Source organism: Mycobacterium persicum, from assembly GCF_002086915.1.
Taxonomy (GTDB): domain Bacteria; phylum Actinomycetota; class Actinomycetes; order Mycobacteriales; family Mycobacteriaceae; genus Mycobacterium; species Mycobacterium persicum.
Map to the genome: position 1 here is coordinate 867,615 of NZ_MWQA01000001.1, position 26,464 is coordinate 894,078.

Here is a 26,464-nt window from a genome sequence, read left to right on the forward strand (position 1 = left end):
AAGTGCACTGCGGGACAGGCACATTCGGTTATCAACACCCACAGGGCGGGCTGCGCCGAAAAATTCGGCTTAGAACAAAGACTCGGCCCAGCTGCCTTGCGGATAGGGCGGAACCTGGCCGGCGAAGGCTCCGTCGGTGGCGACGCACAAGAGATCTGAGACAGTCCCCGCGTTCCCCACCGTCTTAGTCTCCGCCCCTGGCACGACGCGCAGTACCACCGCTTGCCAGAAATAGGTGATGCCGCCGTGTTCGTACCAAACAAACCAGTCATTGTCGCGAGAGCCGGCCCGAATCAGACGCCGAAACGGCAACGTCGGATCGGTGACCGCGTCGGTCTTGTTGAAGGGCGCGCCGATATCGGCGATCGGCGGCAGAATCTGACGAAGTTCCGCGGGCAGCTGGGACACTGACTGCACTTCCTGGACCGGTGTCGCAAGCGTGCACTGCGTATCAGGCACTGCCCCAACGGGTGCCGACATCGCGATAGCCAATGACACAACGGCCATCAGCGTCGCCGTCGACATCCGTGGTGCGAGAAACCGCCGCGCCGTCATCTGATCCGCCTACTGTCGCCTGTGCCACCGAGGCTATCGCCGATCGAGCCCTCGCCATGGCCAATCCGGGAAACCGATGGCGGTAGGCTCGTGGACCAAGTGGAGGTGAGTCGGTGAACGCCAGGGACCAGGTATTGATCACTGTCGCCGAGCTGGCCGGCCGGATCCGGTCCGCCGAGCCGGTCACCCTACTGGACGTGCGGTGGCGATTCGACGAGCCGGACGGGCATTCGGCTTATCTGCGGGGCCACCTACCCGGGGCGGTCTACGTCTCGCTGGAAGACGAACTCAGCGACCACACCGTCGTCGGCCACGGCCGTCACCCACTACCCTCGGGGCGCAGTCTTCAGGCGGCCGCGCGCCGCTGGGGAATTCAGCGGGACGGCCTGGTCGTGGCGTATGACGACTGGAACCGGGCCGGTTCGGCGCGAGCGTGGTGGGTACTCACCGCGGCCGGGGTTGACAATGTCCGCATCCTCGACGGCGGCCTGGATGCGTGGCGGTCGGCTGAAGAACCGTTGGAGACCGGACCGGTGACGCCTCCCGCCGGGAATGTGCTTGTGCGCCATGATGATCTTGCTGCCGGGCGACGGCCTACCTTGACCGCACAGCAATGCGGGTCAGGCGCGGTGCCGCTGCTGGACACACGGGCGCCGGAGCGCTTTCGCGGCGATGTGGAGCCCGTCGACCCGGTTGCCGGTCACATTCCCGGCGCGACAAACCTTCCCAGTGCCGCCGTACTGGATTGCGACGGAATGTTTCTCGACCAGGATGCGCTTACCCGGCTGTTGTCCGGCCGCGGCATCGATCCCGACGGCCCGGTGGGCGCCTACTGCGGATCCGGTATCACCGCTTCCGTCACCGTCGCCGCGCTCGCCGCGATGGGTCGTGAGGCGGCGCTATATCCCGGATCGTGGTCCGAGTGGAGTTCGGATCCGACCCGTCCGGTCGCTCGCGGCGCCGGATAGCCGGGCGCGCTAGGCGCCGGTCCAGTTCTGCAGAAACGCCTGGGCAACCAGTGCGGCGTTTTCGACCGCGATCTGCTTGTAAAGAAAGAACTGGAACGGAAAGCCGGGCAGGTTGAGCGGATCACCGGGGCCGTCGGACATGCCGCGGATGCCCAGAAACGGTATGCCACGCGCGTTGGCGACCGCCTGCGCCGCCGCCGTCTCCTGGTCGACAGCGTCGAAGGCCGGTTTCTGTACCGGTATCTTCAGGTTGCTGAGCAAGCCGTGGGCCAGGAACGGCAACGCCGCGTGCGGAAAGTTACCGGTGTAGAGCAGCGAGCGGTCCGGCGCCGAGCAGGGCTGACAACCAAAAATGTCGCCGCCGTTGGGGATACAGGGAAATGCCTGGCCGTTGTTGTTGTCGCTGCTGGAGCCGTCGCCACCGACGAAGAGTTGTGTCTGCCGCCCCAGGTTGACCAGTGGCACGGTGGGTACGTGCTTGCACAGGCAGGCGGGATTGCCGAGATTGTTGACGTTGCCCAGGCTGACGGCCAACGTCTGCGCCGCGGCCAGCATGCCGGGATCGACGGCCTGAAATGTCGCGCCGTTGTCCAGGGTCCAGCGCGCCGGGATGGCCACGTCTCCTATCGCGGTGCGTCCGGCGCCGCCGGCGACACCCGAAAACACCACCGCGCCAACGGCAATTCCGGACGAGCAGGTGAAGCGATCCACGGCGATCTCGGTGGTGCGGGTGGCGTTGACCAGCCCGATACCGGTCATCGCCACTATCACTCTCTTTCCGGCGATCGACCCGAGGTAGAAGCGCCGATGGTGGTCGACGACAACCGGGTTGGCGTCAAGCATGGTGTGCGACAACACCGCGTCGGCTTCGGCGGGAAAGGCCGACAGGATCAGCGTGCGCTGTTGACATGGGCTCACTGTCGCGAAGCCTCCGGTGTCGGCCCTGGTGTTCGACGAGACCGCCGCGGCGCCCAGCAACAAGGCGGCCACCATCGCACACGCAGCCAGGAACCGCTCGAGCACGATCCCCCTATCCCCGGCGGAACTTCGTCGGTCGCGGGTGCCAGGACACGCTGTCTCATGGGTGGTGTGGCTTAGATTTTGGCGCTACCTGACGTAGCGGCGGACATTCGTTATGGATGTTTTTCGCCAACGATTCCGTGTCGTTATTCGGGGCTGGCGTCGGAGCTGCCGCCGAGTGAGCGAACGTGTCGGCGGCGCTACAAGCGCTCGACGACCAGCTGCGCGAACGCGTGGTTGGTCGAGACCTGTCCGTCGGGCATTTTGATGTTCGGATCGTAGAGCTGCAGGCTTATCCCGTCGACCTTGTCGCCGTTCTGATGGCCGACGAAGTAATTCGTCGTCTTGCGTATCGTGAGCACGCCGTTGATGATGCTCTGTTGCGAATAGCGCGGATCTTGAAGCGAACCCAGGATCTCCATCTTCTTCTGGTCGACATTCCAGAAGAACGCATAGCCCGGAGCCGAATAGGCGGCCGCCTGCTGCTCCGGCGTCAGCTTGAAACCAAACGAGGTCAGCGACCAGCCATCGATGCGATACGTGCCCGGATGCAGTGTCAGGTATCCGTTCGACTTGTCGTACTTGATGTAGCCATGCGCATCCAAGTTCACGTCGTTGAAGACCCGAACATTGACGCCGGGCTTCATCGGGACGTTGGCCAAGCCGCGTTCGGTGAACGCTCCCCACAGGCGCGGGTGAGATGCTGCGCCGCAGGCCGTTACGGCCAGCGCCACAACGACGGCCAGGAAGAACAACCTGTGTCTCAACATGCCTCCCGGGTGGATTCTTTTCAGAGCAGCGGCCGGCCTGCAATTGCCGCTGACACTCTTTCCGCCATCCAATAGGCAATGGCCATAGATCGCTGTCCGTTCGCAAAACCGATGCCTTCGTAGACCACTTCGCCGACCGCCGCCGGCAGGCTGACGTTCTGCGAGCGGTGCCGCCAGGTCAACCGATAGGACGCTCCGGCCCGCTGGATCCGCAAATCGAGATCCCCGGTCAATTCGCCTGCGGCGTCGAAGTATTGCACACGGTAATCGCCGGGGAAGCCATTGGACGTATCGCCCCTGGCCCGTCCCGAACCGATCCCGCCGCTCGACCGGACCGAACCAGAAGAGACATATCGTGCATTGATGATGCCGGCTTCCTCGGAGCTGATCTGATATTCGGCAACACCGATTACCCGGGTAGTGATCATGCCCAGCATGGTAAGCCCGGCGTGCATGTCTTCGGCCCAAATAGCAGAGCCGAAGACTAAGCTCACGAGACCCGGCCGACCAAGGAGGCGCATCCGATGGCAGCTGTCCCCGCACGCCGTCCGCTCTGGAAACCGTTGGCCACCTTCTGGTTGATCCTGTTCGTCGCCGCGTGCTCGTCGAGTACGCAGACGGGCGGCGGCGCCTCGTCGACTACCCCGGCCAGAACCAACCCGCTTGCCGGTGTGACGGTGCCCGACGCCTTTACCCCGCTGACCGTTGCGCCAATCAGCCGCCCGACATTTCCCTTCCCCGGCAGTGACGGCAAGTATCACTTGGCCTTCGACGTGCAGATCACCAATGCCACCGGGGGGCCGGCCAGCCTCACCGCCGTCGATGTGGTCGATGCGCAGGATCCCAACAAGGTGCTCGCCACGTTCGCCGGCCCGCAGTTGGTCGACCCCGCCTGTAACTATGGAAACTGCAACCGATTACGACAGCTCACCCAACAGCCCTCCCCCGACTTCGGCATTGCGGCCCAGACATCGCGGACGCTGTTGCTGGACTTCACGCTTGACACGTTGGCGCAATTCCCGAAGGCAGTCATGCTGCGTCTGCGTGGCACCGGGGTGACCAACCCGGCGGTGAGTACCGAACCCGGCCCGATGGACACCCTAGGTGCTCCGTTCGATATCTCGGCCGGCACCCCGCGGCTGATCAGCCCGCCACTGCGGGGCAACAATTGGGTCGCCTTCAACGGCTGCTGTAATCCGGGCTGGGCGCACCGCGACGCCATCATGCCGGTCAACATGAAGCTGAACAACAGCCAGCGGTTTGCGATCGACTGGATGCACATGGACGACCAGGGCAACTTCTACACCGGAGACCGAACCCGCAACGAAAGTTACGTCTCGTACGGAGTTCCCGTCTACGCGGTCGCCGACGGCACCGTGGCCTCCACACTCGACACTGTCGAGGCCAACGTACCGGGCATCCTGCCGGCCTCCGATCCTGCCCTGGCCGCCAAGATGACAATCAACACCATCGACGGCAACCACATCGTAATGGACCTCGGTGACGGCGTGTACGCGCTCTACGCGCACCTCATCAAGGGCTCGTTGCTGGTCAAACCCGGTGACAAGGTCAAAAAGGGCCAACAGATCGCCAAACTGGGCAACACCGGCAACTCCAACGCCCCGCACCTGCACTTCCAGCTGATGAGCGGTCCGTCGCTGCTCGAAGCCGACGCCGTGCCCTATGTGCTGGACGCCTTCAGTTACCAAGGCCAGGTGAGCACCACCTCGGTGTGGAATGCCGACAACTACCTCAGCGGCTCGTTCTTCGGGCCAGAGCGACTGCAGGCACCCGAACTTCGCTCCAACCAGCTGCCGCTATTGCTGGCGATTACGACTTTTGCATAAGACCGGCGAAAGGACCCCGCCCGTGGACATCTTCACCGAGTGGCACAGCGGCGGAACACAATTGCGTTGGCGATCGACCACCGCCGCCAACGACGGCGCCGAAGTGTCGGTGTTCAGCCGCCGCTGCGGCACACCCGGGGCGCCGGCGCTGGTGCTGGTTCATGGCTTCCCCACGTCCAGCATCGACTACTTCGGGTTGGCGGGTGCGCTGGGCTCGGAGTTCGACATATTCGTGCTCGACTTCCCGGGCTACGGGCTGTCCGACAAGCCGTCGGCGCCCTACGTGTATTCGTTGTACGACGACGCCCGGCTGCTCGTTCACGCCATCAGGCGGGTGTGGCAGCTGACCGAGTTCCGGATGCTCACCCACGACCGCCGCAGCAGCGTGGGCATGATCGCGCTGGGCATGCTGGCCGCCGAGGACCCACCGGCACTGCCGCTGGACGTGATCATCACCAACGCCAACATCTACCTGCCGCTGTCCAACCTCACCGCGTTCCAGACGGCGCTGCTCGACGCCGCGACCGGGCGGGCCACCGCCGCGGCGACGACGCCCGAGCTGCTGGCGGCCGGGCTGGGAGCCAGCACCTTCATCCCGCGGCGGACGCTGGACGACCCGGAGATCGCCGCGCTGGCGAAGTGTTTTGCCCACAACGACGGGATCTCGGTGCTGCCCGACACCATTCAGTATCTGCATGAGCGGGCTGCCGACGAAACCCGTTGGCTCGAAGGGCTTTCCACCATGTCTCTGAACACCGCGCTGGTCTGGGGGCTGCATGACAGCGTGGCGCCGCTGCGCGTCGCCAACCATGTCTGGCAGGCGTATCTGAAAAACCAGCCGGGGCGCAGCCGCTACTGGGTGATGCCCGGCGCCGACCACTATCTGCAATGTGACGCGCCCGCGGAATTGGCCGAGATCGTGCGCCTCACCGCCGGCGGGGAGGACATCGGGCTGCAGACACTGGGGAACCGGCCCGAAGGCGCGGTTCTGGTCGACCAGAGCGACTAGCGTCGCAGACGCCATCGACCCACACTGCGGCGATTTCGTCAGTTCGGTGGATCTGCCGTCGACCATCCCCACGCACGCCTTTGCCGATCGGTGACTCGGCATCCGAGGGCCGTAATCTGCAACAGTGACGAATCCACTCGAGGAGCTATCGCTCGAGCAATTGCAGCGCCGCACCAGCATGAAATGGCGTGCTTACCCGGCCGATGTCCTGCCGCTGTGGGTCGCGGAGATGGATGTCAATCTTGCGCCGACGGTGGCCGCCGCCATCCACAGCGCCGTCGACCGCGGCGACACCGGATATCCCCACGGCACCGCCTATGCCGAAGCGGTGGCCGAGTTCGCCTCGCAACGGTGGGATTGGCACGATCTGGAGGTCGGCCGCACCGCGATCGTGCCCGACGTCATGCTCGGAGTTGTGGAGCTACTACGGCTGGTCACCGAGCGCGGTGACACGGTCATCGTCAATTCGCCGGTCTACGCACCGTTCTACGCGTTCGTGTCTCACGACGGCCGGCGGGTGATCGAAGCGCCGCTGGGTGTTGACGGCCGGATCGATGTGGACACGTTGCAGCGGGCCTTCGCGCGCGCCGGTGGCTCCGGCGGGAGCGTCGCCTACCTGTTGTGCAATCCCCACAACCCGACCGGCGCCGTGCACACCGTCGACGAACTGAGCGAGATCGCCCGACTCGCACGCCGGTTCGGCGTCCGGGTGGTGTCCGACGAGATCCATGCTCCGCTCGTCATGAGCGGGGCGCGATTCACGCCGTACCTGAGCGTGCCTGGTGCCGAGAACGCATTCAGCCTGATGTCCGCCTCGAAAGCATGGAATCTCTGCGGGATCAAAGCCGCTGTGGCCATCGCCGGTGCCGAAGCAGCAACCGATCTTCGCCGCATGCCCGAGGAAGTCAGTCACGGACCAAGCCACCTCGGTGTCATCTCGCATACCGAAGCATTTCGCAGCGGCGGCGATTGGCTCGACGCCGTGCTGCAGGGCCTGGATACCAACCGAACGTTATTGGGTGATCTGGTCGAGCAACACCTTCCCGGGGTGAAATACCTTTGGCCGCAAGGCACTTACCTGGCCTGGCTGGATTGTCACGCACTCGGTTTCGCCGAACGGGCCGCCGACGGCCTTGCCGTGGTGTCGGACCTGTCGGGTCCGGCCAGCTGGTTCCTGGACCACGCCCGGGTGGCGCTGAGTTCCGGCCACGTCTTCGGAACGGGCGGGGACGGGCACGTGCGCATCAATTTCGCGACCAGCCAAGCCATCCTGACCGAAGCCGTATCGCGAATGGGCCGGGCGCTGGCCGACATACATTAGTCAGCTCTGGGTTGACGGAGCTACTCCGTTTCGTCGTCGTCGCCTCCATCGCGGAGCAGTTTCTCGGGATGATGCATGGTGGTGCGGGGTTGGCCGCGGTCCAGGTGGGGTGGCGGGAGCCATTCGGTGTCGCCGTGGGTGTTTTTGCGGGTGGTCCAGCCGTTGTCGAGCAGTTTGTGGTGGGGTCCGCAGGCGAAGGTGAGTTGGTTGATGTCGGTGGTGGGCGACTCGGCGAACGGAATCACGTGGTGGACTTCACCGTAGTAGCCTTTGACGTCGCAGCCCGGGGCTGAGCAGCCACGCTCCTCGGCGTACAAGACGATTCGCGTCCGGGTGAGGCCAGCCGCTTGCGGTGATAGAGCGCCACGGCTTTGCCTTGATCGAAGATGGCGGGGTAATGGTGGGCGTGGCGGGCCAGACGGACCACATCCGACATCGGCAGGATGGTGCCGCCGCCGGTCAGCGCATTGCCGGCGGCCGCCGCCAAATCCTTGAGCGTGGTGGACACGATGATGCTGGCCGGCAGCCCCGTTGTGTTGGCCCAGGTCTCCGGAGGCCAGCAGGGCGCGCAGCCCGGCGGTGAGCCCGTCGTGGTGGCGTTGGGCGGCCGAGCGAGTGTCATGCTGAATCGCCTCTTCCGAGGGCGCGCCATCGACCGCCGGCTGCTCGTCGTCGGGGTTGCACATGCCCGGGGCGGCCAGTTTGGCCAGCACCGCTTCCAGGGTGGCGCGCAGTTCGGGGGTGATCAGCCCGCGCAGCGCCGACATGCCATCGGCTTGCTGGCTGCCCAACATCAGTCCGCGTCGGCGCGCCCGATCCTCATCGCGGTAGGTGCCATCGGGGTTGAGGCAATCGGCGAGGGTGGCGGCCAGCTCGGCGAGCTGTTCGGGGCGAAACTGGCTGGCTTGGCGGGCCAGCTGGGCTTCGGCGCGCTCGCGGGTGGCGTGGTCGACCCAGCCGGGAAGCTGCCGGCAAAACCGGCGGATCACCGTGATGTGCTCGGCGCCGAGTTTGGCGTCGCGTTGGGCGGTGGCGGTGGCGGCCAGCGCCGGGGCGATCGGCCGACCGGACAACCCGCGCCGCGGCCCGAGATCGGCAGCCACATTAATGCGCCGGGTGGCCTCGGCACGGCTGATCAACGTCCACTCGGCGATCGCATGCGAGAGTTTGCCGCCTAACTCTGCGGCGCTGGCTTGGCGGGCCAAATGGTTGATCGGCTGATGCTGGGGCACCGGGATGCGTCGGCGCACCTGTTCGCAGCGCTGCAGCAGCGTCAACCATTGCGCGGCGCTCAACGCGTCAAAGTTCAGGCCCGCCACCACATCCAGCGCCGCATCCAACCTGTCGAAGGCCGCCGTGACCGCCTGCCAATCCATAGCACCTAACCTATCGGCGGGCACCGACAAGACTCGGGCAAAAAACGACTGCCGAACAATCGATTTCACGCTTCGCTCAGAGCGAACAGCAGCGCTTCCCGTCGCGCGGCTAACGGTGCGACAAGGCCGCGCTTGGGCTGCGGCTACCTTATGCGCAACATCCCACGGCGCACAACGGTTTTGCCGTGCAGTGCAGGCTCTACGCAGATATTTCAGTAGACGGGCGGCGCGGGCGAGGTGTGTCGAGCACGCCCGCGGTGCAGCAAGGTGCATGAGAAATCCGGTTAGTCCTAACCGCGGGCGCCGCGCCGATCCAGGCCCTCGATGACCCAAGTGGCCCAGTCGATCTCGTGGCGAGTCCACCGTAATCCCTGCTCGAGAACCGCGCGGGCAAAGAAGCTGTCGTCATCGTCGGACCAGTCGTAGGCTTCGCGGATCTGCTGGTAGTGCGCATGCTCCTGCTCGGCCAGCGACAACAGTGATTCCACATACTTACGCGCCTGGCCGGGAGGCAGCTGGCCGAGTAGAAACACCCGCAACAACGCAGCGTTGCGAATGGGCGGATCCTCCTGCGGAGAAGTGATCCAGCGATTGAGCTCCGCCCGGCCCGCATCGGTGATCACGTACTCTTTGCGCCCCCGCGGCCCCGTGTCGGACACCCTTATCAGCCCGGCGGCAGCGAGCTTGTTGAGCTCGCCGTAGAGCTGACTCTGGGTAGCCGGCCAGACGTTGTCCATCGACAACTTGAACCGTTTCAGCAGGTCATAGCCACTACCTGGCTCCTGGGAAAGCAACCCCAACGCGGCATGTCGCAAGCTCACCAGACCATCTTAACCATCCATCATTGACATGTCACTAGTGAGATGCCACTATTCACATGTCATAATTGGATGGTCGATAACGCGAGGAGTTCCAGATGAGTCACACCCCCCGCCCTCACCTGCCGGCCCCTTCCGATAACGACAACGACGCTCAGCCGTCGAAGGGCCGGCCGGAGGCACACCGCCGGGCAGGCGTGATCGACTCGTTTCTGAAGTCGCCCTTCGCCGGAATCGCACCGTGGGCGCTGTTGTCAATCCTGTCCGGACCGGGCCGCTTCGAGGAAGCGGTGGTCGCCGCCCTGGGGTTCTCGTTGCTCGTCATGGTTGCCGGTGTCATCCGGGGCATCAAGGTTCACACGCTGGAGGTCTTCGGTGCGCTGTTCTTCGCGGCGCTGGCCGTCGTCGGATTGGTCGCGACCGACAACGTGATCCGTTGGCTGGAACTGTGGTCCGGCGAGCTGACCAACATTTCCCTGGCCGGTTTCGCCTGGCTGACGCTGCTGATCCGCAAACCGTTCACCATGGCCTACGCCAAAGACACGACGCCACAAGAGTATTGGGACAGCCCGCTGTTCGAGCGGATCAATGCCGTGATCACCGCCGTGTGGGCAGGCGCGTTCACGTTCGCCGCGGCGGTCGGCTTTGTCGGCGACTATGTCTTCCACGACCCCAGCAACTTCTGGACGGGATGGATCCTGCAGCTGGCGGCCATCTTCTTTGCGGCGGCGGTCACCGAGTTCTACCCGGATTACGCCTCGGCCAAATTCGACCTGGCCAACGGAGAACCGGCCCGGCTGCCGTCGACCATCGGGCTCGTCGAGTGGCTGCCCACGTTCGTCGTGGTCACCGGGATCGCGGGCCTGGTCACCGACTCGGTGGATTTCGCGGTGGGTATGGCGCTGATCGTGATCGGCAGCGTGGCATCCGGTCTCATGGTGAAACTCTTCGCCGCGGACAAGAAGCCCTGACGCGAGCCGATGCCGTTGGTCCACAACGGAACCAGGGCCCGGGCTGCGCGCCACCGCTTGATCCGCAAGCGACTGATGAGAACTTCTCGACGCTAGGCCATTCGGCTTTCCATATCACCGCTACCGGGCCACCGGTCCGCGCCGCCGGTGGCGGCCAGTACGGCCTCAGCCAGTTCCGAGCGGCACACCACCAGGTCCGGAAGCTTCGGGTCCGCCCGGTTGTACGCCAACGCCGATCCGTCGATGCGGGAGGCATGCAAACCGGCGGACCGGGCGACCGCCACCGGCGCGGCGGAATCCCATTCGTACTGGCCTCCGGCGTGCACGTAGACATCGGCCGACCCTTGCACCACCGCTGCGACTTTGGCGCCGGCCGAGCCCATTTCGACCAGCGTGCCGTGTAACGCGTCGCGGACGGCCAGCGCGATTGCGGGCGCTCGGGTGCGCGACACCACGATGCGTGGTCGTCCGGATGCGGTGGGCGGCGGCTGAACGTGCGGTGTCGCCAGGGTGATGCCCTGCGCCGGCAGCGCCACGGCACCGGCAACGAGCTCATCGGTCTGCCACAGCGCGACGTGAACCGCCCAGTCCTCACGTCCGAGTTCGGAGAACTCGCGGGTACCGTCGAGCGGGTCGATGATCCACACCCGCGCCGAGCGCAACCGCACCGGGTCGTCGGCGCCCTCCTCGGACAGCACCGCATCGGCGGGACGCTGTAGGGCCAGTGCTTGCATCAGAAAGTGGGGAGATCGCTTGTCCCCCGCCGACTTTCGCTCGCTCGCCGCGGCGTCGGCAAATTCCTGCCGGATGTGGAGCAGAAGCTGCCCGGCCTCGGTGGCCAGCCGCGCGGCAAGAGCGTGATCATCCATGGCGAACCGTTTTCCGGATGGGTTGGCAATCTGTGCCAAATTACCGCACCGCGGGTCGGCTCATCGCCGTCCGGGCGGGCCGGATCGTCATGGCAAAGTGGACGCAAAGCGGACTCAGAGGCCGAACTGGTCCTCGATGATGCCCAGCCACACCTGGGCGCAATCGATGGCCACCTTCTCGCTGATGAAGGCGTGCTGGGTCCCGGTGTACATGTCACGGAACGCGCGCTCGAGACGACTGCCTTCGCGGATCGAGCTCGTTCCGGCGACCAGGTGCGCCCACTCCGCGCAGCTTCGTGCCGTATCGGTGGCGAAGACCGCGGCCGCGCGCAAGTCGGCCCGCAACATCGGCGTCAGGTCGTCACCGGCGGCGACGGCGGCTTCGGCGGTGGTGACCGCGTCGAGTACCAGCAGGCGGGCGGCCCGCCACGCCGCGACGTGATGTGCGAGCCCCTTCTGGAAGGTTTGGCGGCTGGCCAATGGCGCCATGTCGCTCATCCGGTACTTGGTGGCCGCGAGGTCGACGACGTCGTCGAGCATGCTCTTGGCGACCCCGAGTGCCCACGACGCGTGACCGGCGGCGGTGACGGGCATCAGGCCCATGCGGGTGGCCGGCGAGCTCCCCCGGTACGGCTCGCGGGGGAACAGCGGAAACGTCCGGCCGTGCGGCACGAACACATCCTGGGCGCTGTAGTCATAAGACCCGGTTCCCTTGAGCCCCTGCACATACCAGCCGTCGTTGAACTGGATGTCGTCGCGTGGGACCACGGCCACCTGCATGTCGGGGATGCCTTCGCTGATCCAGCGCATCTCGCCGTTGTCCATCGGGAAAAACCCGGCGGCGATGTACTGCGAATGGCCAATGCCCGAGCCGAAGCTCCACGACCCGCTCAACCGGTAGCCGCCGTCGACGACGGTCCCCTGCCCATTGGGGAAGAATTGGCCGCCCATCGTGACATGGTTGTCGTGCGCGCTGAACACCTCGGCGAAGCCGTCGTCGGGCAGATAGGTCGCGGCGGCGAACCGCGACGGCAGGTTCGCAATCCCGATCCAGCCGAAAGACCCATCCTGCCAAGCCATTTCGATCCACATCTCGATCATGTCGGCCAACGGCGGCTCGACCCCGCCGGCGGCGACGGGACTGAGCGCCGACATCAGCCCGGTAGCCCACATCGCATCGACGATCGGATCGGTCAGCGTGCGCTTGCGCTCGGATTCGGCGGCCTCGGCTCGCACCAGATCCCGCATCCCGCGGGCCAATGCGACGACCCGCCCGCTCGCTTCAGCTGTCGACGTCATGGGGGTTCCTGTCACTCGTCTCACTCGGGAAAGCCGAAGAGCCGGACGACGCCGTGGTCGCGTCCGGCCGTGTAGCCGCCGTCGACGGCAATGGCCTGACCGGTGACGAAGGATGCCTCCGGCGACACCAGAAAGGCGGCCATGGCCGCGACCTCCTCCGGGCGGCCCAGCCGCCGCAGGGCATGCTCGGCGACGATCGAGGCCTGCGGGCCCTCCATACCCGGCATACCGAAGACGCTGTCGGTCATCGGCGTGGCGATGAAGCCCGGGCAGATGGCGTTGGCGCGGATACCGCTCGGCCCGTAGTCGAGCGCAATGTTCTTGGTCAACAACACCACACCGCCCTTGGCGGCGTTGTAGGAGCTACCGCCGGCGGTCCCTTCCAGACCTTCGATGCTGGCCAGGGTGACGATGGAGCCGCGCTCGCCGTCGACACGGGGTTGCTCGATCATCCTGGCCAGCGCGGCCTTGGCCACCAGAAAGGTCGCGGTGAGGTTGGTTCCGATGACCCGGTCCCACTCGGTGCGCGAGAGCAGGTGGACCGGGCCGCCGCCGGCGACCCCGGCGCAGTGAACGACCCCGTCCAGGCGGCCCGGCACCGCGTCCATGACGGCGGCGACGGCGGCCTCGTCGGTCACGTCGGCCGAAACGAAGGTGAATCGCCCGCCGAGGTCCTCCTGGGGGGCAACGAGATCGGCGCCGACGACCGAGCCACCTTCGTCCAGCAGCCGGCGCGCGGTCGCCAAACCGATGCCCGAGGCCGCACCGGTCACGACGAATGTGCTCGCACGGGCACGTTCACCGTGGGCCACGGCCGGTCCTCTCCGGACGTCGGTGGCCCGCGACAGCGAGCCGGTTCCTCGGCACCGCTAGCTTTCGAGCGTCTTCGCGCAGGCGGCCAGAATCGCCAGAAAGTTCGACCGCAACAGCGGGCGGGTGACCGCGGCCAGCAGGTTGCCGCCGGCCCGAGCCGGATGGGTGTAGGTGGTCAGCCAATCGACATGGGTACCGTCGCCCGCGGGAGTGAACGTCAACGTCCCGCCCTCGTGATTGAACGGCGGAAACGAGCGCAGGATGAGGTAGGTGTAGCTGTGCGGCCGATCAAAGGCGGTGATCTGCTCCCGAAACCAGGTGCCGAGTGCCACCACGTCACGCACCGCACCCGGCCCCGGCGGGGCCGAGTCCTTGGTGTAACCGGCCCGGAGCACCAACGGGGCGGCGGTCAACGCGTGCGGGTCGGCCAGCCAGTCGAACACCTTTTCCACCGGCGCTGCGATGGTCCGCTGCACGTGAATCTCGACCATGAGATCTCCTGTCTGGCCGCAGCCGCGTACTCCCGCACATGCTAGACGCAGCAGAAATTCCGCCCGGCAAGCGCCCGCGAACCACCGGCACCGAGGTCGGATGAACGTCGCATCCCGCCGCGCCCACGCAGCTGTCGGCCGGCCCAGCTGCCCGGCGCAGCGGCATGGCAGGCTTGCCGTAGCAGACGAGCTCACCGTGCCGCCCCGAAGGAGCTGACTGATGGATGTCCTGAGAACACCGGATGCCCGGTTCGAAAATCTCCTCGGCTACCCGTTCGCACCGCACTACGTCGATGTGGCGGCAACCGACACCCAGGCGTTGCGCATGCACTACCTCGACGAGGGTCCAACCGACGGGCCGCCGATCGTGCTGCTGCATGGCGAGCCCACCTGGAGCTACCTGTACCGGACGATGATCCCGCCGCTCGCCAAGGCCGGCAACCGGGTGCTGGCACCCGACCTGATCGGCTTCGGCCGCTCCGACAAGCCAACGCGCATTGCGGATTACACCTACCTGCGTCATGTGGAATGGGTGACGTCATGGTTCGAGAATCTCGATCTGCACGACGTGACGCTCTTCGTGCAAGACTGGGGATCATTGATCGGTCTGCGCATCGCCGCGGAACAGGATGCCCGGGTAGCGGCTCTGGTGGTGGCCAACGGCTTCCTTCCCACCGCGCAGCAGCGCACCCCGCCCGCCTTCTACCTCTGGCGGGCTTTCGCCCGCTACTCCCCCGTGCTGCCCGCGGGCCGCATCGTCGACACCGGCACCGTGCACAAGGTCCCGGCCGAGGTACGGGCCGGCTACGACGCTCCGTTCCCCGACAAGCGGTACCAAGCGGGCGCTCGGGCCTTTCCCCAGTTGGTGCCAACCTCGGCCGGCGACCCCGCGATTGCGGCCAACCGGGCCGCCTGGGACGCGCTGGGCCGATGGGAGAAGCCATTCCTTGCCATCTTCGGGAAACGGGACCCGATCCTGGGACGAGCCGACCGTCCGTTGATCAACCACATCCCGGGCGCGGCGGGCCAGCCGCATGCCCGCATCAACGCCAACCACTTCATCCAGGAGGACAGCGGACCGGAGCTGGCCGAACGCATCATTTCCTGGCAGCAGGCCGCGCGATGAGCCCCCGACAGAATTCGTCGTCATCGGTGACCGAGCCTGCCGGTGCCCGGCGTGACCGCAACGAGATCGCGGCGTATCGGATCGCCGCGCTGCTGATCGGCGTGTGCACCATCCACTTCGTGGCGCCCAAACCTTTCGACGACATCATCCCCGCGGAACTGCCCGGAAACCCGCGGCTCTACACCTACGTATCGGGTGTCGCCGAGTTGGTCATCGGGGCGCTGTTGCTGCCGCGACGCACCCGGCGATTGGCCGCGCTGGCGGCCGCGGGGCTTTTCGTGGCGGTCTTTCCGGGCAATCTCAACATGGTCCGGCTGTGGTGGGACAAGCCCTGGCCGATGCGGATCATCGCGCTGGCGCGGCTGCCATTGCAGCTTCCGATGATCACCACGGCACTCAAAGTCAGCCGCACCAGTTAACTCCCACACCAGCGGCCGTGTCAGCCGGCGCTTCAGGAATGAACCGAAGTGCTTGCGGTAGCCAGAGGTTCAAAGCCCAGCGCTTCGGCCCTGGCGCGAAGACGCGCCATGAATTCGTCATGACCGGCCGCGTCGCCGCGCGCCAGGGCATAACGGTGACGGCCAGCCAGTGCCATATCATCTCACCAGGGGCGAAGCTGTCGTCGACGGCCGAACGGGCCAGTTCGATGGCACCGTCGAGATCTCCTTGTCGCACTTTGTGTCTGGCGATCTCGGGCTCGATGACGGCGATCGCCAAGCTGACGAAACGCTGTCTCGCCGCTGACTGCCGCGCCATGACCGGCAGCGCGAGGCCGTCGTCGTGGTGGGCGCCGCCATGGTGGATTTGCATCAAGCCGTGTGCAAGTCGGGCGAACCCCAGAACCAGTTCGTCGCGGGTCTGCTCGGCAATACGTAGTGCCTCGGCGGTGTGAGCCAAGGCGGTCGTGTCGGCAGCCAAGGCGCCGAACGGAATTGCCACGACGTGTTTCCACATGATGTTCATGACGTGGATCGTGGGATCGATCGGGCCGCCATCGCGATGGCCGCGTCGCTATTGGCTTGCCAGCCCGCCATTCCCAGGCAGATTCCGGCAAAACCCTTGAGGCCCGTTGCCATTGCCAGCCGTGAACCGAAGATGAGACCGCCTTTCGTCGGATCTCCGGCGGCCAGATCGACGGCTCGCTGCGCCATGCGTCAGACCTCCCGGACCTCGCCGGCCTCTAGTTTTGCGTAGCACCCCGCCCACGGCCAGCAGCCGGTGCGCCGGCACCGGCACGTCAGTGCCCTTGATCTGCCCCAGCTCGTAATCCCCTAGGACAGCGGCATTTTCGAGCAGGCGTCCGGTCGATTCGCTGATCATCACACCGCCGGGCGGGGCGGCGGATTCCATCCGCTGCGCCATCACCACCGGTTCGCCGATTGCTGTGTAACCCGCTGGGCCGGAATTGATTTCACCGGCAATCACCTGGCCCGCATTGAGCCCGACCCGCAACCGCAAAGCCACCCCGTCATCGCGTTCGATATCGCCGGCAAACGGCTGGATTTCGCGCTGAATGGCCACCGCCGCCAGACACGCCCGCAGCGCGTGATCTTCGAGTGCGGCCGGCGCCCCGAACACCGCCATGATGCGTACTCCGCCGACCGGGCGCTGCGGGTCAGTGGCTCACCGCATTCGCTGCAGAACTTCGCGGTGGCGGCCACCGCGCTGCCACACGATCGGCAGGACGCGTCCGCTGCGACGGTTCGACTGACGTCCACCTCGGTATCGTGACACTGCCCGAGACGTCGGGTCTACAGATTCACCCGACGACGCGGGGCGGCTGACGATAGAGCGCCGCGCCGGCCGTGACGCCGGCACCCGCGGCGACGAACAGCACCTGGGTGCCCGCGGGCAGGCTCTGCACCTGCCCCTCGAGGGCTGCGGCCAGCGCCGCCGTATGCATGTGCTCGTCATCCGCCACGCGAATCAGGTCGGCCGGCACCCCGAGCCGGTTGCCCAGCGCCGCACGGAACCCCTGCCGTGCCGGGGCGGCGACGATCATGTCGATGGCCGAAAGGCGCACGGAATGCGCGGTCAGGCAGGCCGCCACCGCCTGGGCTGCGGCGGCGGCGAACTGATCGTCGATGTCGGCCGACTCGCTGAACCGAAGAACATTGCGGGCGTCGGCGAAACCGACGGTGGCACGGAATGTCTCGTCGGTTGCCCCGTCGTCCAGGTTCGCCCACGAGACGCGGCTCAGACCGTAATCCTCGTTGGTCCAGCCGCACAACAACGCGGCTCCGGCGGCCGAGAAGGGAAAGTGCTCGCTCATCCCGTGTCCCGGATCGGCGTCGCTGGCCACGATCAGCGCGCGGTTGATGCTGTGGGTCCGCAGAAAACCATCGACGATCTGCAACGCGGTCAACACGCCGCAGGCGCCGTTGGCAATGTCGAACGAGAACGTGCCGTGACCACCGGCATGCGGATCCTCGGGGTTGGCCCCGATGTCGTCCTGGATCAGCGCTGCCAGCGCGGGTTCGCCCAGATTCCGGTCACGATAAATCCCCGCGTTGACCACGAGATCCAGCTCACCGGGCTCGCATCCCGCTCGCTGCAGGCAATCCTTGGCCGCGGCGACGGCCAGGTGCAGCGCGCTATGCCGATGCAGCAGGCCCGGGTGTGTGAGGTCGACTCGATCAATGACTGTGCCCATACCGGCTCACCATGTCCTCATCCAGGGTCAGTAAGACGATCCCAATTTCGAGCCCCGAAGCCAGAGCGATCAGCGCGATCCGTTCCCCGGGCGCGACGTGTCCGGCCTCGAGTTCCTCGACGAGAGCCACCGTGTGGGTGGTCGACGCCGTGTTGCCGTACCGGTCCACGGTGATCACCGCGTCATGGCGGGGCTTGTCGCCGAACGACTGCGACATTCGGGCCATACCCTTGCGGATTGCCCGCGCCGAGGTCTGATGAGTGATCACGTGGTCGATGTCATGAATTGAAATGCCTGCCGTATCAAGGACTTCCTGTAACAGCAGCGGCGTGTTTGCCATTGCGGCCTGATGGATGGCGCGGGCGTTGGTGAACATCCGCGCGCCCGGGTCGTGTCCCCGCGGGTAGGCCAGACACAGCCGGCTGTAGTCGGCGACGGTGGTGAACCCGGCCAGGGCGATTCCCGCCGAGCCGACGGGTGCCCGCTCCAGCAGCAGGGCCGCGCCGGCGTCGCCGAGGGTCAATGAGGCCAACTCTTTGCTGAGGATGTTGCGGATATGACGCGCCGCGTTATGGCTGAGCTGTGAGATGTACTCGCCACTGACGACCAGTCCGCGCTCGACCACGCCCTGGCGGATCCAGTTGTTCAAAATCGTTACACCGGTGAGCATTCCGGCACACGCGTTGGATATGTCGAACGTCATCGCCCGGCGCGCCCCGATGGCGCGGGCAATGGCGCTGCTCATAGTCGGCTCCAGCCATTGGGTCAGGCCGCCGCGGAACTTGGTGATGCTGCAGTTGATCACCACGTCCAGCGCCGCCGGGTCCTGCCGCGCGACCGCCAGAGCGTTCAGCGCCGCGGAGGTGGCCAGCGAGTAGGAATCCTCATCACCCACCGAGACCCGGCGCTCGTGGATTCCGGTCAGCCGTTCCAGGTCGATGTGGGTGTGATGACGAGTGGTCGACATCAATTCGTCTGTGGTGAGATGGGTTTGGGGCAGATGCCGGCCGGCGGCGACTACCCGAGTGACGAACGGCGCCTGCGGTCCGTTCGCCGTCTCCATTACCAGCCAGTGCCGCGTCATGGGCTGAACCTCCTTCCCGCTGGCGCAGGTCAACGCCGAAATTCGAGTACTTCCGTCACGGGCCGCCGCGCGGTGCGCTCCACGTGCTGGTCGTTGGCCGGTGATCGGCCGAGTCGGATGAGCAACTGCGGCCGGCCCGCGGTACCGGTGATCTGGGCGATGATGTTGCGACTCATCGCGATTTCGGTCATATGCGTCAGCGTGCACGTGGCCATGCCCGCCATGGTGCATTCGAGCAGCACGGCCGACATCGCCTCGCCGCAGCGCAACACGTCCAACGGGTCATCGCTGTCGGTGGACAACACCACGATCTTGGACTGGTCATGATCGATGCCTGGGCGACGGCGCCCGCCGCCGGCAGGCGGAAACGCCCGCGCGATGTCGACCCGGGACGCTTCCGCGGTGGACACCAGGGCGCCTTCCGGCGCATGACTCGGGTCTGTTGTGAACGGCGATGTCCACCAACGCAATTCGGATAGGTAGGTGGTGTCATAACGGCGCAACGTCTCGGTGAGCCGGGACGCCTCGGCCAGGGCCGGACGCTGCTCGTCGGCCACCACATCCAGTAGGACGTCATAGGGTGCGACCACGCGGCGCAGCACGGACTCCGCGGCCGTCCACCGGGCGGGCGGGTCGAACGGCAATCGGTCGGTGCGGCGCCGCAGGATTGCCTGCACCCGGCGCTGCTGCTCTGCCGTGATGGTTTCGGCGCGACGAAATCGCAGTGTCGCCAGCCGGTCCTGGCTTGCCGGGTCGGGAAACCGTTCGGTGGTCGTGTCCCAGCCGGCAACCGACATGGCGACACGCAGGTGATCCAGCACCGCGCCACAGCTCAACAACAGTTCCCGGCCGGTGTGGTCGGTAGCCGGCATCGACCGGCTGGTGTCGGCCCACAGCTGCAATGTGGGAGCCTCCGCAATCCATCGCCATGGCTGGCTGTTGTGCAACGACGGGGCATGACAGGCCAGCATCACCGCTTCGCGGATCACCACCGCACCGGGTACATCGGGTACCGCCGCCGCCGTCATGAGCATCACCTTTCGCCTGTGAGGTCAACGCTATGAACTTGCGCCGCGCGCGGACAGGGCCGTTGGTCCTCGACGAGAGGGGCCTTGGGCTCGGCTCGTTGCCGCCGGGAGCGGATTGCGACGACGACCGCGGCGTTACTGCGGCGCGCCTGCGCCGGTGGCACTGAGCCACACATCGTGGGCTTCCCGCACCGAGAACTCGAGCGGCCGAGAGGTGTCGACCAGGTGCGCGGTGTCCCAGCCGTTGTGCCGAGCGGCCAGGGTCGCCGCGATCTGCGGCGTCGCATCGGAATTGCCCGGTTGCCGGGTCCTGACCCGGTCGGCCGCCGTGTCGACCGGCGCCGTACACAGCAGTTCCACCAGCGGCGAATGTGCTTCGGCGGCAAGGCGATGCGCTTGGGCGCGCAGCTGCGGATCGCGCCAGGTCCCGTCGAGGATCACCGGCCGCCCGTTCGCCAGGCTCAGACGCGCTCGGCGCAGGGCTACCCCGTAGACGGCGGTGACGTTTCGCGGGCTGTACAGCCCGGCATCCAACACGCCGGACTCTCCGGCGATGGCGCCCCACTCACGCAGCTGCCGGCGCACGTCGTCGGTGGAGATAACCTGAGCCCCAACGCGTTCCGCCAGCGCCCGGGCCACCGTGGATTTTCCGGTGCCCGGGTTGCCGCCGACAAGCGCCAGCCGAACCGCGCCGTGGCGCAGATGCCGGGTCGCTATGGCCAGGTGCCGGGCGGCGTCGGCGGCGGACGCCGAGTTGCCCTGCGACAGCCGGACGCAGTCGACCTTGGCCCGCACTACCGCGCGATAGGCAATGTAGAAGTCATGCAGCGGCTTCGGCGCGGTATCGCCGGAATGGGCCAGGTAGCGTTCGAGAAAGTATTCGCCAAGGTCGTTGCGGCCCAAGAACTCCAGATCCATGGCCAGGAAGGCTGCATCGTCGATACGGTCGACGTAGCGAAGTTGGTCGTCGAACTCGAGGCAATCGAGCAGGGCCGGTCCGTCGGCGACGCAGAAGATGTCGTCGGCAAGCAGATCGCCGTGGCCGTCGACAATGCAGCCTTCCTCGATCCGTCGGTTGAACAGAACGTCACGGCCGCAGACGAATTCGGCAACCAGCTGCTCGATCCGCCCGATCGACTCGTCGGAGAACACCGTACCCGCATAGCGGTGAAGTTCGGTCAGGTTATCAGTCCAGCGTCGATCGATCGCGCCGGCCTCGCCCTGGGCGTCGATCAGTGGACTTCGCTCGGCATGCTCGTGAAAGCGGGCCAGCACTGCGGCGATGGTGTCCAGTAGCTCCCGAACCGACGTCTCGGACCCGCCGTGCTCGGCCAGCCACGCCAACCGGTCGCTGTCGCGGTAGCGCCGCATCACCACGACCGGTTCGGCCGGTCCTCCGGCGGGGTCGGAGAGATGTGCGATGCCGAGATAACTGTCGGGCGACAACCGGCTGTTCAGCTCGACTTCGCGCAGGCACGCGCGTTCGCGTTGCTCAGGTGTCCGGAAATCCAGGAAGTCGGTCAACACCGGCTTCTTCGCCTTGTAGGCCCGGTCGCCGGCGAGCACCACGACGCCGGTGTGGGTTTCGTGCACATCGACGTAGGGCACCCCAGCGGTCGTCGCTGCATCAGCAGTACCTCTGTCGGCGTTGATCACGGCCTCCCATGCGCTCGTTCCGATTGCTACGGACACCTCGGCGCTGTGGCCAGGACCGCTCAGGACCGACGAGCCACGATCACCGGTGTCCGAACCGAGTGAACCACCGCATTGCTGACCGAACCCAGCAGCATGCCGGTGAATCCCCCTCGTCCGTGGCTGCCCAGCACGACGAGTTGGGCGGTTTGCGCTTGGTCGATCAGCTCGCGGGCCGGACGGTCGCACACGACGAGCCGATGGACCGTGACGTCGGGATACCGCTCCTGCCAGCCGGCCAGGCGTTCGGCCACGGTCTGCTCCGCTTCCGACTTGACGGTCGCCCAGTCCAAACCCGGCAGGTCAACCACTTCCAGATCGCTCCAGGCGTGCACCGCCTTCAACTCCACACCGCGGCGCGACGCCTCGTCGAAGGCTATGGCCGTCGCCAACTCCGAGACCGGCGAGCCATCGATTCCTAGCACGACCGGCGCTTGCTGCAGCTGAGCACGATGCGCGGGAGCGGCGGCCGGGTCCGCCTCACGGATGACCGCGACCGGACAGGTCGCGCGGCGCAGCAGCGCCGAACCGACCGAGCCCAGGACCGCCCGGGCGACCGCTCCACGCCCGTAGCTGCCCACCACCGCCAAATCTGCTTCGGCGGACAGTTCTACCAGCGTGGGCACCGGCGGCGACCATCTCAGCTCGGTGTGGATGGTGATCTCCCGATGGGCCTGCACGGCCTGCTCAGCGATCTTGATCGCCTGTTCTAGGACCTGGTGGCCGTCTTCTTCCTGCCACGCGGCCATGCCCATCGACATCGGCATCTCGGGCCACATCGGCACGGCCGCATTCACCATGTGCACCAAGGTCAGTGGCAGATGGCGCAACGTGGCGTCCTGTGCTGCCCACGACACCGCCGCATTCGACGCGGCCGATCCGTCGACGCCGACGACGATGCCAAGACGTTTCATGGTTGCAGACATTCCCTTCTCCCTCAGCCATCAAAACGCTAATGCCCGCGAGCGTCGTCGGTCGTGAGGCTTAAGTCCCCAACCGGGTGGCCGTGAGACCTTCGCCGCGCCATCTGGCACACCGACGGACCCAGAGAGGACCCATTGGGGACCAACAGCCTCGCGAGCCGGGGTCAAACGACCCTGCCACCAACCGGCGATGCGCAATAACCTCGCGAAGTGACGGGTTCGGGGTCTCTGCGGGCGGGCCGTCTGATCGGGAGGATGCGATGAATCATCCGCAATCACGAATAGTTGTGGGCATCGACGGGTCGGACGCCGCGATCAACGCCGCCAAGTGGGCAATTACCGAGGCGATCAGCCGCGACATCCCGCTCCGGTTGATCCATGCGATCCCCCGCGGCGCCGATGCGCCCGCCGGCGACGACAGTCTGGACGTCGAATATGCCGAAATGGCCCTCCACGGCGCCGCGTCCGCGCTGCACGCCATGGACGAGGCCGTCAAAGTCGAGACCGAGATCGTATACGGATCACCCGGCGGCACCCTGATCGACGAATCGCGTTCGGCGGCAATGGTTTGCGTGGGGTCGGTGGGGATAGGACGGGTCGCTCGCAAGCTGCTGGGCTCGACCGCCGAGGCGGTGGCGCGAAAGGCCCGGTGCCCGATCGCGGTCATCCGCACCGGACATAACGACGTCGGGCCGGATTCGGCGTGGATCGCTGTTGTCGTCGAGGATTCGCCGGCCAACGACGCGGTGCTCGAACAAGGCTTCCGGGAGGCGCGCCTTCGCGGGGCGCCGATTCTGGCGATGGGCGTCTGGCGCTGGGGTCTGGGTGAGATTCGCTACGAGCAACTGAATCGTCGGCTCGACCGCTGGGTCGGTCAGTATCGCGACCTGCACGTCCAACCGGCAGCCGCTCGGCATGGGGTCGCCGAATTTCTCGGCAGGACCGAGGAACCGATCCAATTGGCGGTGGTGGGCAGCGACGATGCCGGCGACGTCGCGCGGATGGTCGGCCCGGTGACATTCCACGTGCCACGCCGCGATGGGCATTCGGTGCTCGTGGTGCCGAACTGACGGCCCCGCCACCGCGGCAGGCCGACCGCGCCGGTGACAACGCCACCCGCCGACCAGCCGTCGTCAGCAATCGCCCAGCGGAGCCGTCCAGTGGACCCGGGTGCCGCCGTCGGGTGCACTGCTGACCTCGCAGCTGCCGCCGAGTTGTTCGGCCCGGTGCTTCATGTTGGCCAGACCGCTGCGGCGCGAAATGTCGGCGGGCAGGCCACACCCGTTGTCGACGATGTCAAGGCTGAACATGTCGGCGACGCCGACCTCGATGGTCAGCTGGGTAGCGCCCGAGTGGCGCAGGGCGTTGCTGACGGCCTCGGTGGTGACCGCTTCGGCGTGGTCGGCCAGTTCGCCGCCGACGACGGCCATCGGGCCGTCGATGTGCACGGTAGTGACGATGTCGCGATGCTCGGTCAGGTCGGCGACCACCGCCTGAATGCGGTGCCGGAAGCCACCGTCGCGCTCCAGCGGAGCCTTCAGCTGGAAAATGGCGGTGCGGATCTCCTCGATGATGGTCTGCAGATCATCAAGCGTGCGGCCGAGCCGGCCGATCACTTCCGGTGACCGCGCCCGGGCAAGGGTGCCCTGTAGATCCATCCCGGTTGCGAACAGCCGCTGGATGACGTGGTCGTGCAGGTCGTGAGCGATGCGCTCGCGTTCGGCCAGGATGGTCAGCTGGCGCGCATCCTCACGGCCGGACGCGAGCATCAGTGCGATCGTGGCGTGGGTGGCGAAATCGCGCACCAAATCCACATAACTGGCGTCGAAGGGCGGCTTGTCGGCGCCGCGGGCAATGGCGATCACCCCGGCGACGTGGTCGTGGGCGCGAAGCGGCATCAGAATCGCGGAGCGCTGTGCGACGTCGGTGAACGCGGGAATCCTGTGGTTGAACGCCTCGGTGATCAGCGGCTGGCCGGACCGGAAAACGGTGCCGGTGGTCGAGCCGTCCACCGGAACCCGCTGGCCGACGACCTCAGTGGCATTCCGCCCCACCGCGGCGGAAACAACCAGCGTGTCGATCTCCTCGGGCGGCTGGTCGACATCGAGCGGTATCAGCACAATCGCCTGTTCGGCATCGGTGAGTGCGCATGCCTTTTCCGCGATCAACCGCAACGGACGCCGCTGCGGCTCGGCGCTGGTCAACAGTGCGGTCGTGATCTCGCGGCTGGCCTCCATCCACTTCACCGCCGTGCGCTCGCGCTCGAGAACCTGCGCGTTGTCGATGGCGACCCCGGCCGCGAACGCCAGCGCGCGAGCCGCGAACTCGTCGGATTCGGAGAAGACCCGCCCGGGGCCGACATGGGTGAGGTAGAGGTGGCCGAACACCGTTCCGCGGATCATGATCGGCACGCCGAGAAACGCCCGCATCGGGGGATGGTGCTCGGGGAACCCGCAGGCGGCCGGGTGCGCGGTCAGGTCATCCAGGCGCAACGCCGGCGTTTCGACGAGCGAGACACCCAGCACTCCCTTGCCGACCGGCAGATGCCCGATCCGTCGCGCTGTCTCGGCGTCTATCCCCTCGTGGATAAACGAGAGCAACGTTCCTTCGGGATCGCGGACGGCCAGGGCGCCGTAGGGGGCGGCGGTCAATTCCCTGGCCGCGGAGACGATCCGCCGCAGCGTTCCGTCGAGGTCGAGATCCGAGCCGATCTCGACGATCACCTGCAGCAATTGCGCCATTTGGTCGCGGGCCGCCAGCAACTCGTCGAGCTGCGCGTGCATCCTGTCCACTAGTCCAGGCTGACCCAACCCCGCAAATGGTGAGCCGCTGTGGTCACTGGCCACCTGACTGAAACCTTCCACGCCCCCGGCTTACGACAGCCGGCGCAATACGGGCGACACTCGGATGTCGCTGACCAGCTTAACCAAAACGCGGTCGGGCGGCCATTGATCTGTGAGCCCGCGGTTCGCCGGCGGTGACCGGCAAATGATTGCGGCTGGGTGTCGGCAGGACGCGTCAGTTGCCGGGCGCTGGCGGCGCCGACCCTTGACCCAGCCTCGAGGCGAACACCGCTGCCTGGGTTCGCCGCTCCATGCCGAGTTTGGCCAGCAGGCGCGACACGTAGTTCTTCACTGTTTTCTCGGCCAGAAACATCCGGGCGGCGATCTGCCGGTTGGTCAATCCCTCGCTGAGATGCCCGAGCAGCGTGCGCTCCTGCTCGGTCAATCCGGACAACGGGTCGTGATGCTCCGCCCCGCCCCGCAGCTTTGCCATCAGCGCTGCAGCCGCCCGGTTGTCCAGCAGCGATTTGCCGGCTCCGACGTCTTTGATCGCCCGGGCCAGCTCCATACCCTTGATGTCTTTGACGACGAAGCCGCTGGCGCCGGCCAGGATCGCCTCCAGCATCGCTTCATCGGAGGTGAACGACGTCAGCATCAGACACCGCAATTCGGGCTGATCCGACAGCAGGTCACGACACAATTCGATGCCGTTGCCGTCGGGCAGGCGCACGTCGAGCACGGCGACATCCGGCTTCAACGCCGGGATCTTCGCCATCGCTTCGGAGACGGAACCCGCTTCGCCGACGATCTCGAGGTCAGGGTCGGAAGCGAGCAGATCGGTCAGTCCGCGACGGACTACTTCATGGTCATCGACCAAGAAAACCTTAACCATTGCGAGTCCTTTCACCCTGACCGCACTATTTTCCAACTATTCCCCACTTTTGCCACTATTGCCGATATTGGACGGCGATGTCGGTTGGCATCTGGTTCGTGTGCTTTGCGCCGACCCGGACCGATCGGCGCGTAACCGTAACCCCGGTGTCGCAGC

General features: G+C 66.3%; 26 protein-coding genes and 2 pseudogenes. 8 read left to right on the plus strand and 20 right to left on the minus strand.

The genetic code is table 11. The features are described 5' to 3' along the window. Positions 1 to 69: 69 nt before the first annotated feature. Positions 70 to 408, minus strand: coding sequence for a hypothetical protein (locus tag B4U45_RS03870; RefSeq protein WP_075545512.1), 339 nt, complete (start codon positions 406 to 408; stop codon positions 70 to 72). Positions 409 to 668: 260 nt separating this feature from the next. Between B4U45_RS03870 and B4U45_RS03875 the strand changes: the two genes are divergently transcribed. Then, positions 669 to 1,523 (plus strand): sulfurtransferase, encoded by an 855-nt coding sequence (locus B4U45_RS03875; RefSeq protein WP_075545485.1) that lies wholly within the window; start codon positions 669 to 671, stop codon positions 1,521 to 1,523. 9 nt (positions 1,524 to 1,532) lie between these two features. On the opposite strand, the gene B4U45_RS03880 is transcribed toward B4U45_RS03875, so the two are convergent. The 3 genes from B4U45_RS03880 to B4U45_RS03890 all read right to left on the minus strand — a co-directional run bounded on the left by B4U45_RS03880 (position 1,533) and on the right by B4U45_RS03890 (position 3,741). Beyond that, complete coding sequence (locus B4U45_RS03880; protein WP_240316447.1) at positions 1,533 to 2,546, minus strand: 5'-methylthioadenosine/S-adenosylhomocysteine nucleosidase family protein; 1,014 nt, start codon at positions 2,544 to 2,546, stop codon at positions 1,533 to 1,535. Positions 2,547 to 2,743: 197 nt separating this feature from the next. After that, positions 2,744 to 3,298: a hypothetical protein gene (locus B4U45_RS03885; RefSeq protein ID WP_241780148.1), complete on the minus strand. Its 555-nt coding sequence runs from the start codon at positions 3,296 to 3,298 to the stop codon at positions 2,744 to 2,746. Between the two features lie 35 nt (positions 3,299 to 3,333). After that, a complete protein-coding gene (locus B4U45_RS03890) occupies positions 3,334 to 3,741 on the minus strand; it encodes a hypothetical protein (RefSeq protein ID WP_244899344.1) in 408 nt (135 codons plus the stop codon). Between the two features lie 96 nt (positions 3,742 to 3,837). On the opposite strand from B4U45_RS03890, the gene B4U45_RS03895 reads away from it, so the two are divergent. The 3 genes from B4U45_RS03895 to B4U45_RS03905 all read left to right on the plus strand — a co-directional run bounded on the left by B4U45_RS03895 (position 3,838) and on the right by B4U45_RS03905 (position 7,490). Next, complete coding sequence (locus B4U45_RS03895; protein ID WP_075545483.1) at positions 3,838 to 5,160, plus strand: M23 family metallopeptidase; 1,323 nt, start codon at positions 3,838 to 3,840, stop codon at positions 5,158 to 5,160. Positions 5,161 to 5,182: 22 nt separating this feature from the next. Then, on the plus strand, positions 5,183 to 6,169 hold the full coding sequence (locus B4U45_RS03900) for an alpha/beta fold hydrolase (RefSeq protein ID WP_075545482.1): 987 nt from the start codon (positions 5,183 to 5,185) through the stop codon (positions 6,167 to 6,169). A 178-nt stretch (positions 6,170 to 6,347) separates the two neighbouring features. Continuing rightward, a complete protein-coding gene (locus B4U45_RS03905) occupies positions 6,348 to 7,490 on the plus strand; it encodes a MalY/PatB family protein (RefSeq protein ID WP_075545509.1) in 1,143 nt (380 codons plus the stop codon). A 20-nt stretch (positions 7,491 to 7,510) separates the two neighbouring features. On the opposite strand, the pseudogene B4U45_RS03910 reads toward B4U45_RS03905, so the two are convergent. Further along, positions 7,511 to 8,866: pseudogene (locus B4U45_RS03910) on the minus strand (HNH endonuclease signature motif containing protein). Between the two features lie 290 nt (positions 8,867 to 9,156). Continuing rightward, entirely contained in the window at positions 9,157 to 9,687 is a 531-nt protein-coding gene (locus tag B4U45_RS03915) for a PadR family transcriptional regulator (RefSeq protein WP_075545481.1), read from the minus strand. A 95-nt stretch (positions 9,688 to 9,782) separates the two neighbouring features. Here B4U45_RS03915 and B4U45_RS03920 point away from each other — a divergent pair, with 95 nt between their 5' ends. Then, entirely contained in the window at positions 9,783 to 10,655 is an 873-nt protein-coding gene (locus B4U45_RS03920; RefSeq protein ID WP_122526483.1) for a DUF3159 domain-containing protein, read from the plus strand. A 92-nt stretch (positions 10,656 to 10,747) separates the two neighbouring features. On the opposite strand, the gene B4U45_RS03925 is transcribed toward B4U45_RS03920, so the two are convergent. The 4 genes from B4U45_RS03925 to B4U45_RS03940 form a co-directional block, all read right to left on the minus strand. Next, positions 10,748 to 11,524, minus strand: coding sequence for a 3'(2'),5'-bisphosphate nucleotidase CysQ (locus B4U45_RS03925; protein WP_219859323.1), 777 nt, complete (start codon positions 11,522 to 11,524; stop codon positions 10,748 to 10,750). Between the two features lie 114 nt (positions 11,525 to 11,638). Then, positions 11,639 to 12,823, minus strand: a complete 1,185-nt coding sequence (locus B4U45_RS03930; RefSeq protein WP_219859324.1) for an acyl-CoA dehydrogenase family protein — start codon at positions 12,821 to 12,823, stop codon at positions 11,639 to 11,641. Positions 12,824 to 12,843: 20 nt separating this feature from the next. Then, positions 12,844 to 13,635 carry an SDR family NAD(P)-dependent oxidoreductase gene (locus B4U45_RS03935; RefSeq protein WP_075545477.1) on the minus strand — a complete coding sequence of 264 codons (792 nt, stop codon included), beginning with the start codon at positions 13,633 to 13,635 and terminating at the stop codon, positions 12,844 to 12,846. 57 nt (positions 13,636 to 13,692) lie between these two features. Beyond that, positions 13,693 to 14,127, minus strand: coding sequence for an SRPBCC family protein (locus tag B4U45_RS03940; protein WP_075545476.1), 435 nt, complete (start codon positions 14,125 to 14,127; stop codon positions 13,693 to 13,695). 220 nt (positions 14,128 to 14,347) lie between these two features. Here B4U45_RS03940 and B4U45_RS03945 point away from each other — a divergent pair, with 220 nt between their 5' ends. After that, positions 14,348 to 15,253, plus strand: coding sequence for a haloalkane dehalogenase (locus B4U45_RS03945; protein WP_075545475.1), 906 nt, complete (start codon positions 14,348 to 14,350; stop codon positions 15,251 to 15,253). Then, positions 15,250 to 15,672: a DoxX family protein gene (locus B4U45_RS03950; protein ID WP_371687238.1), complete on the plus strand. Its 423-nt coding sequence runs from the start codon at positions 15,250 to 15,252 to the stop codon at positions 15,670 to 15,672. Before B4U45_RS03945 ends, B4U45_RS03950 begins: the two co-directional genes overlap by 4 nt. Here the strand turns inward: B4U45_RS03950 and B4U45_RS03955 are convergent. The 8 genes and pseudogenes from B4U45_RS03955 to B4U45_RS03985 all read right to left on the minus strand — a co-directional run bounded on the left by B4U45_RS03955 (position 15,656) and on the right by B4U45_RS03985 (position 22,636). After that, positions 15,656 to 16,216 (minus strand): hypothetical protein, encoded by a 561-nt coding sequence (locus B4U45_RS03955; protein ID WP_075545473.1) that lies wholly within the window; start codon positions 16,214 to 16,216, stop codon positions 15,656 to 15,658. The two genes, B4U45_RS03950 and B4U45_RS03955, sit on opposite strands and share 17 nt — an antisense overlap. 48 nt (positions 16,217 to 16,264) lie before the next feature. Continuing rightward, a complete protein-coding gene (locus B4U45_RS03960) occupies positions 16,265 to 16,831 on the minus strand; it encodes an adenylate/guanylate cyclase domain-containing protein (protein WP_371687239.1) in 567 nt (188 codons plus the stop codon). 2 nt (positions 16,832 to 16,833) lie between these two features. Beyond that, positions 16,834 to 16,971, minus strand: a pseudogene (locus tag B4U45_RS30280) (zinc-ribbon domain-containing protein); the annotation flags it as partial. Positions 16,972 to 17,012: 41 nt separating this feature from the next. Then, positions 17,013 to 17,906, minus strand: coding sequence for a 3-oxoacyl-[acyl-carrier-protein] synthase III C-terminal domain-containing protein (locus B4U45_RS03965; RefSeq protein ID WP_075545471.1), 894 nt, complete (start codon positions 17,904 to 17,906; stop codon positions 17,013 to 17,015). Continuing rightward, on the minus strand, positions 17,890 to 18,990 hold the full coding sequence (locus B4U45_RS03970; protein WP_075545470.1) for a 3-oxoacyl-ACP synthase III family protein: 1,101 nt from the start codon (positions 18,988 to 18,990) through the stop codon (positions 17,890 to 17,892). Before B4U45_RS03970 ends, B4U45_RS03965 begins: the two co-directional genes overlap by 17 nt. 29 nt (positions 18,991 to 19,019) lie before the next feature. Then, positions 19,020 to 20,018 (minus strand): Acg family FMN-binding oxidoreductase, encoded by a 999-nt coding sequence (locus B4U45_RS03975; protein WP_075545508.1) that lies wholly within the window; start codon positions 20,016 to 20,018, stop codon positions 19,020 to 19,022. A 135-nt stretch (positions 20,019 to 20,153) separates the two neighbouring features. Beyond that, positions 20,154 to 21,671, minus strand: coding sequence for a bifunctional aminoglycoside phosphotransferase/ATP-binding protein (locus tag B4U45_RS03980; RefSeq protein ID WP_241780149.1), 1,518 nt, complete (start codon positions 21,669 to 21,671; stop codon positions 20,154 to 20,156). Positions 21,672 to 21,733: 62 nt separating this feature from the next. Beyond that, complete coding sequence (locus tag B4U45_RS03985; RefSeq protein ID WP_075545469.1) at positions 21,734 to 22,636, minus strand: universal stress protein; 903 nt, start codon at positions 22,634 to 22,636, stop codon at positions 21,734 to 21,736. 257 nt (positions 22,637 to 22,893) lie between these two features. On the opposite strand from B4U45_RS03985, the gene B4U45_RS03990 reads away from it, so the two are divergent. After that, entirely contained in the window at positions 22,894 to 23,703 is an 810-nt protein-coding gene (locus B4U45_RS03990; RefSeq protein WP_075545468.1) for a universal stress protein, read from the plus strand. 63 nt (positions 23,704 to 23,766) lie between these two features. On the opposite strand, the gene B4U45_RS03995 is transcribed toward B4U45_RS03990, so the two are convergent. Continuing rightward, positions 23,767 to 25,416, minus strand: coding sequence for a sensor histidine kinase (locus B4U45_RS03995; RefSeq protein WP_176357503.1), 1,650 nt, complete (start codon positions 25,414 to 25,416; stop codon positions 23,767 to 23,769). A 235-nt stretch (positions 25,417 to 25,651) separates the two neighbouring features. Then, positions 25,652 to 26,308 carry a response regulator gene (locus B4U45_RS04000; RefSeq protein ID WP_075545467.1) on the minus strand — a complete coding sequence of 219 codons (657 nt, stop codon included), beginning with the start codon at positions 26,306 to 26,308 and terminating at the stop codon, positions 25,652 to 25,654. Positions 26,309 to 26,464 lie beyond the last annotated feature (156 nt).

What these genes read in the sequence shown, in the direction of transcription:
- B4U45_RS03905 (WP_075545509.1), top strand. Translation starts at nt 6,348, where the DNA reads ATGAAATGGCGTGCTTACCCGGCCGATGTCCTGCCGCTGTGGGTCGCG.
- B4U45_RS03995 (WP_176357503.1), bottom strand. Translation starts at nt 25,416, where the DNA reads ATGCACGCGCAGCTCGACGAGTTGCTGGCGGCCCGCGACCAAATGGCG.
- B4U45_RS03955 (WP_075545473.1), bottom strand. Translation starts at nt 16,216, where the DNA reads ATGAACATCATGTGGAAACACGTCGTGGCAATTCCGTTCGGCGCCTTG.
- B4U45_RS03975 (WP_075545508.1), bottom strand. Translation starts at nt 20,018, where the DNA reads ATGACGGCGGCGGCGGTACCCGATGTACCCGGTGCGGTGGTGATCCGC.
- B4U45_RS03945 (WP_075545475.1), top strand. Translation starts at nt 14,348, where the DNA reads ATGGATGTCCTGAGAACACCGGATGCCCGGTTCGAAAATCTCCTCGGC.
- B4U45_RS04000 (WP_075545467.1), bottom strand. Translation starts at nt 26,308, where the DNA reads ATGGTTAAGGTTTTCTTGGTCGATGACCATGAAGTAGTCCGTCGCGGA.
- B4U45_RS03930 (WP_219859324.1), bottom strand. Translation starts at nt 12,823, where the DNA reads ATGACGTCGACAGCTGAAGCGAGCGGGCGGGTCGTCGCATTGGCCCGC.
- B4U45_RS03990 (WP_075545468.1), top strand. Translation starts at nt 22,894, where the DNA reads ATGAATCATCCGCAATCACGAATAGTTGTGGGCATCGACGGGTCGGAC.
- B4U45_RS03985 (WP_075545469.1), bottom strand. Translation starts at nt 22,636, where the DNA reads ATGTCTGCAACCATGAAACGTCTTGGCATCGTCGTCGGCGTCGACGGA.
- B4U45_RS03925 (WP_219859323.1), bottom strand. Translation starts at nt 11,524, where the DNA reads ATGGATGATCACGCTCTTGCCGCGCGGCTGGCCACCGAGGCCGGGCAG.
- B4U45_RS03965 (WP_075545471.1), bottom strand. Translation starts at nt 17,906, where the DNA reads ATGGGCACAGTCATTGATCGAGTCGACCTCACACACCCGGGCCTGCTG.
- B4U45_RS03940 (WP_075545476.1), bottom strand. Translation starts at nt 14,127, where the DNA reads ATGGTCGAGATTCACGTGCAGCGGACCATCGCAGCGCCGGTGGAAAAG.
- B4U45_RS03890 (WP_244899344.1), bottom strand. Translation starts at nt 3,741, where the DNA reads ATGATCACTACCCGGGTAATCGGTGTTGCCGAATATCAGATCAGCTCC.
- B4U45_RS03970 (WP_075545470.1), bottom strand. Translation starts at nt 18,990, where the DNA reads ATGACGCGGCACTGGCTGGTAATGGAGACGGCGAACGGACCGCAGGCG.
- B4U45_RS03920 (WP_122526483.1), top strand. Translation starts at nt 9,783, where the DNA reads ATGAGTCACACCCCCCGCCCTCACCTGCCGGCCCCTTCCGATAACGAC.
- B4U45_RS03895 (WP_075545483.1), top strand. Translation starts at nt 3,838, where the DNA reads ATGGCAGCTGTCCCCGCACGCCGTCCGCTCTGGAAACCGTTGGCCACC.
- B4U45_RS03950 (WP_371687238.1), top strand. Translation starts at nt 15,250, where the DNA reads ATGAGCCCCCGACAGAATTCGTCGTCATCGGTGACCGAGCCTGCCGGT.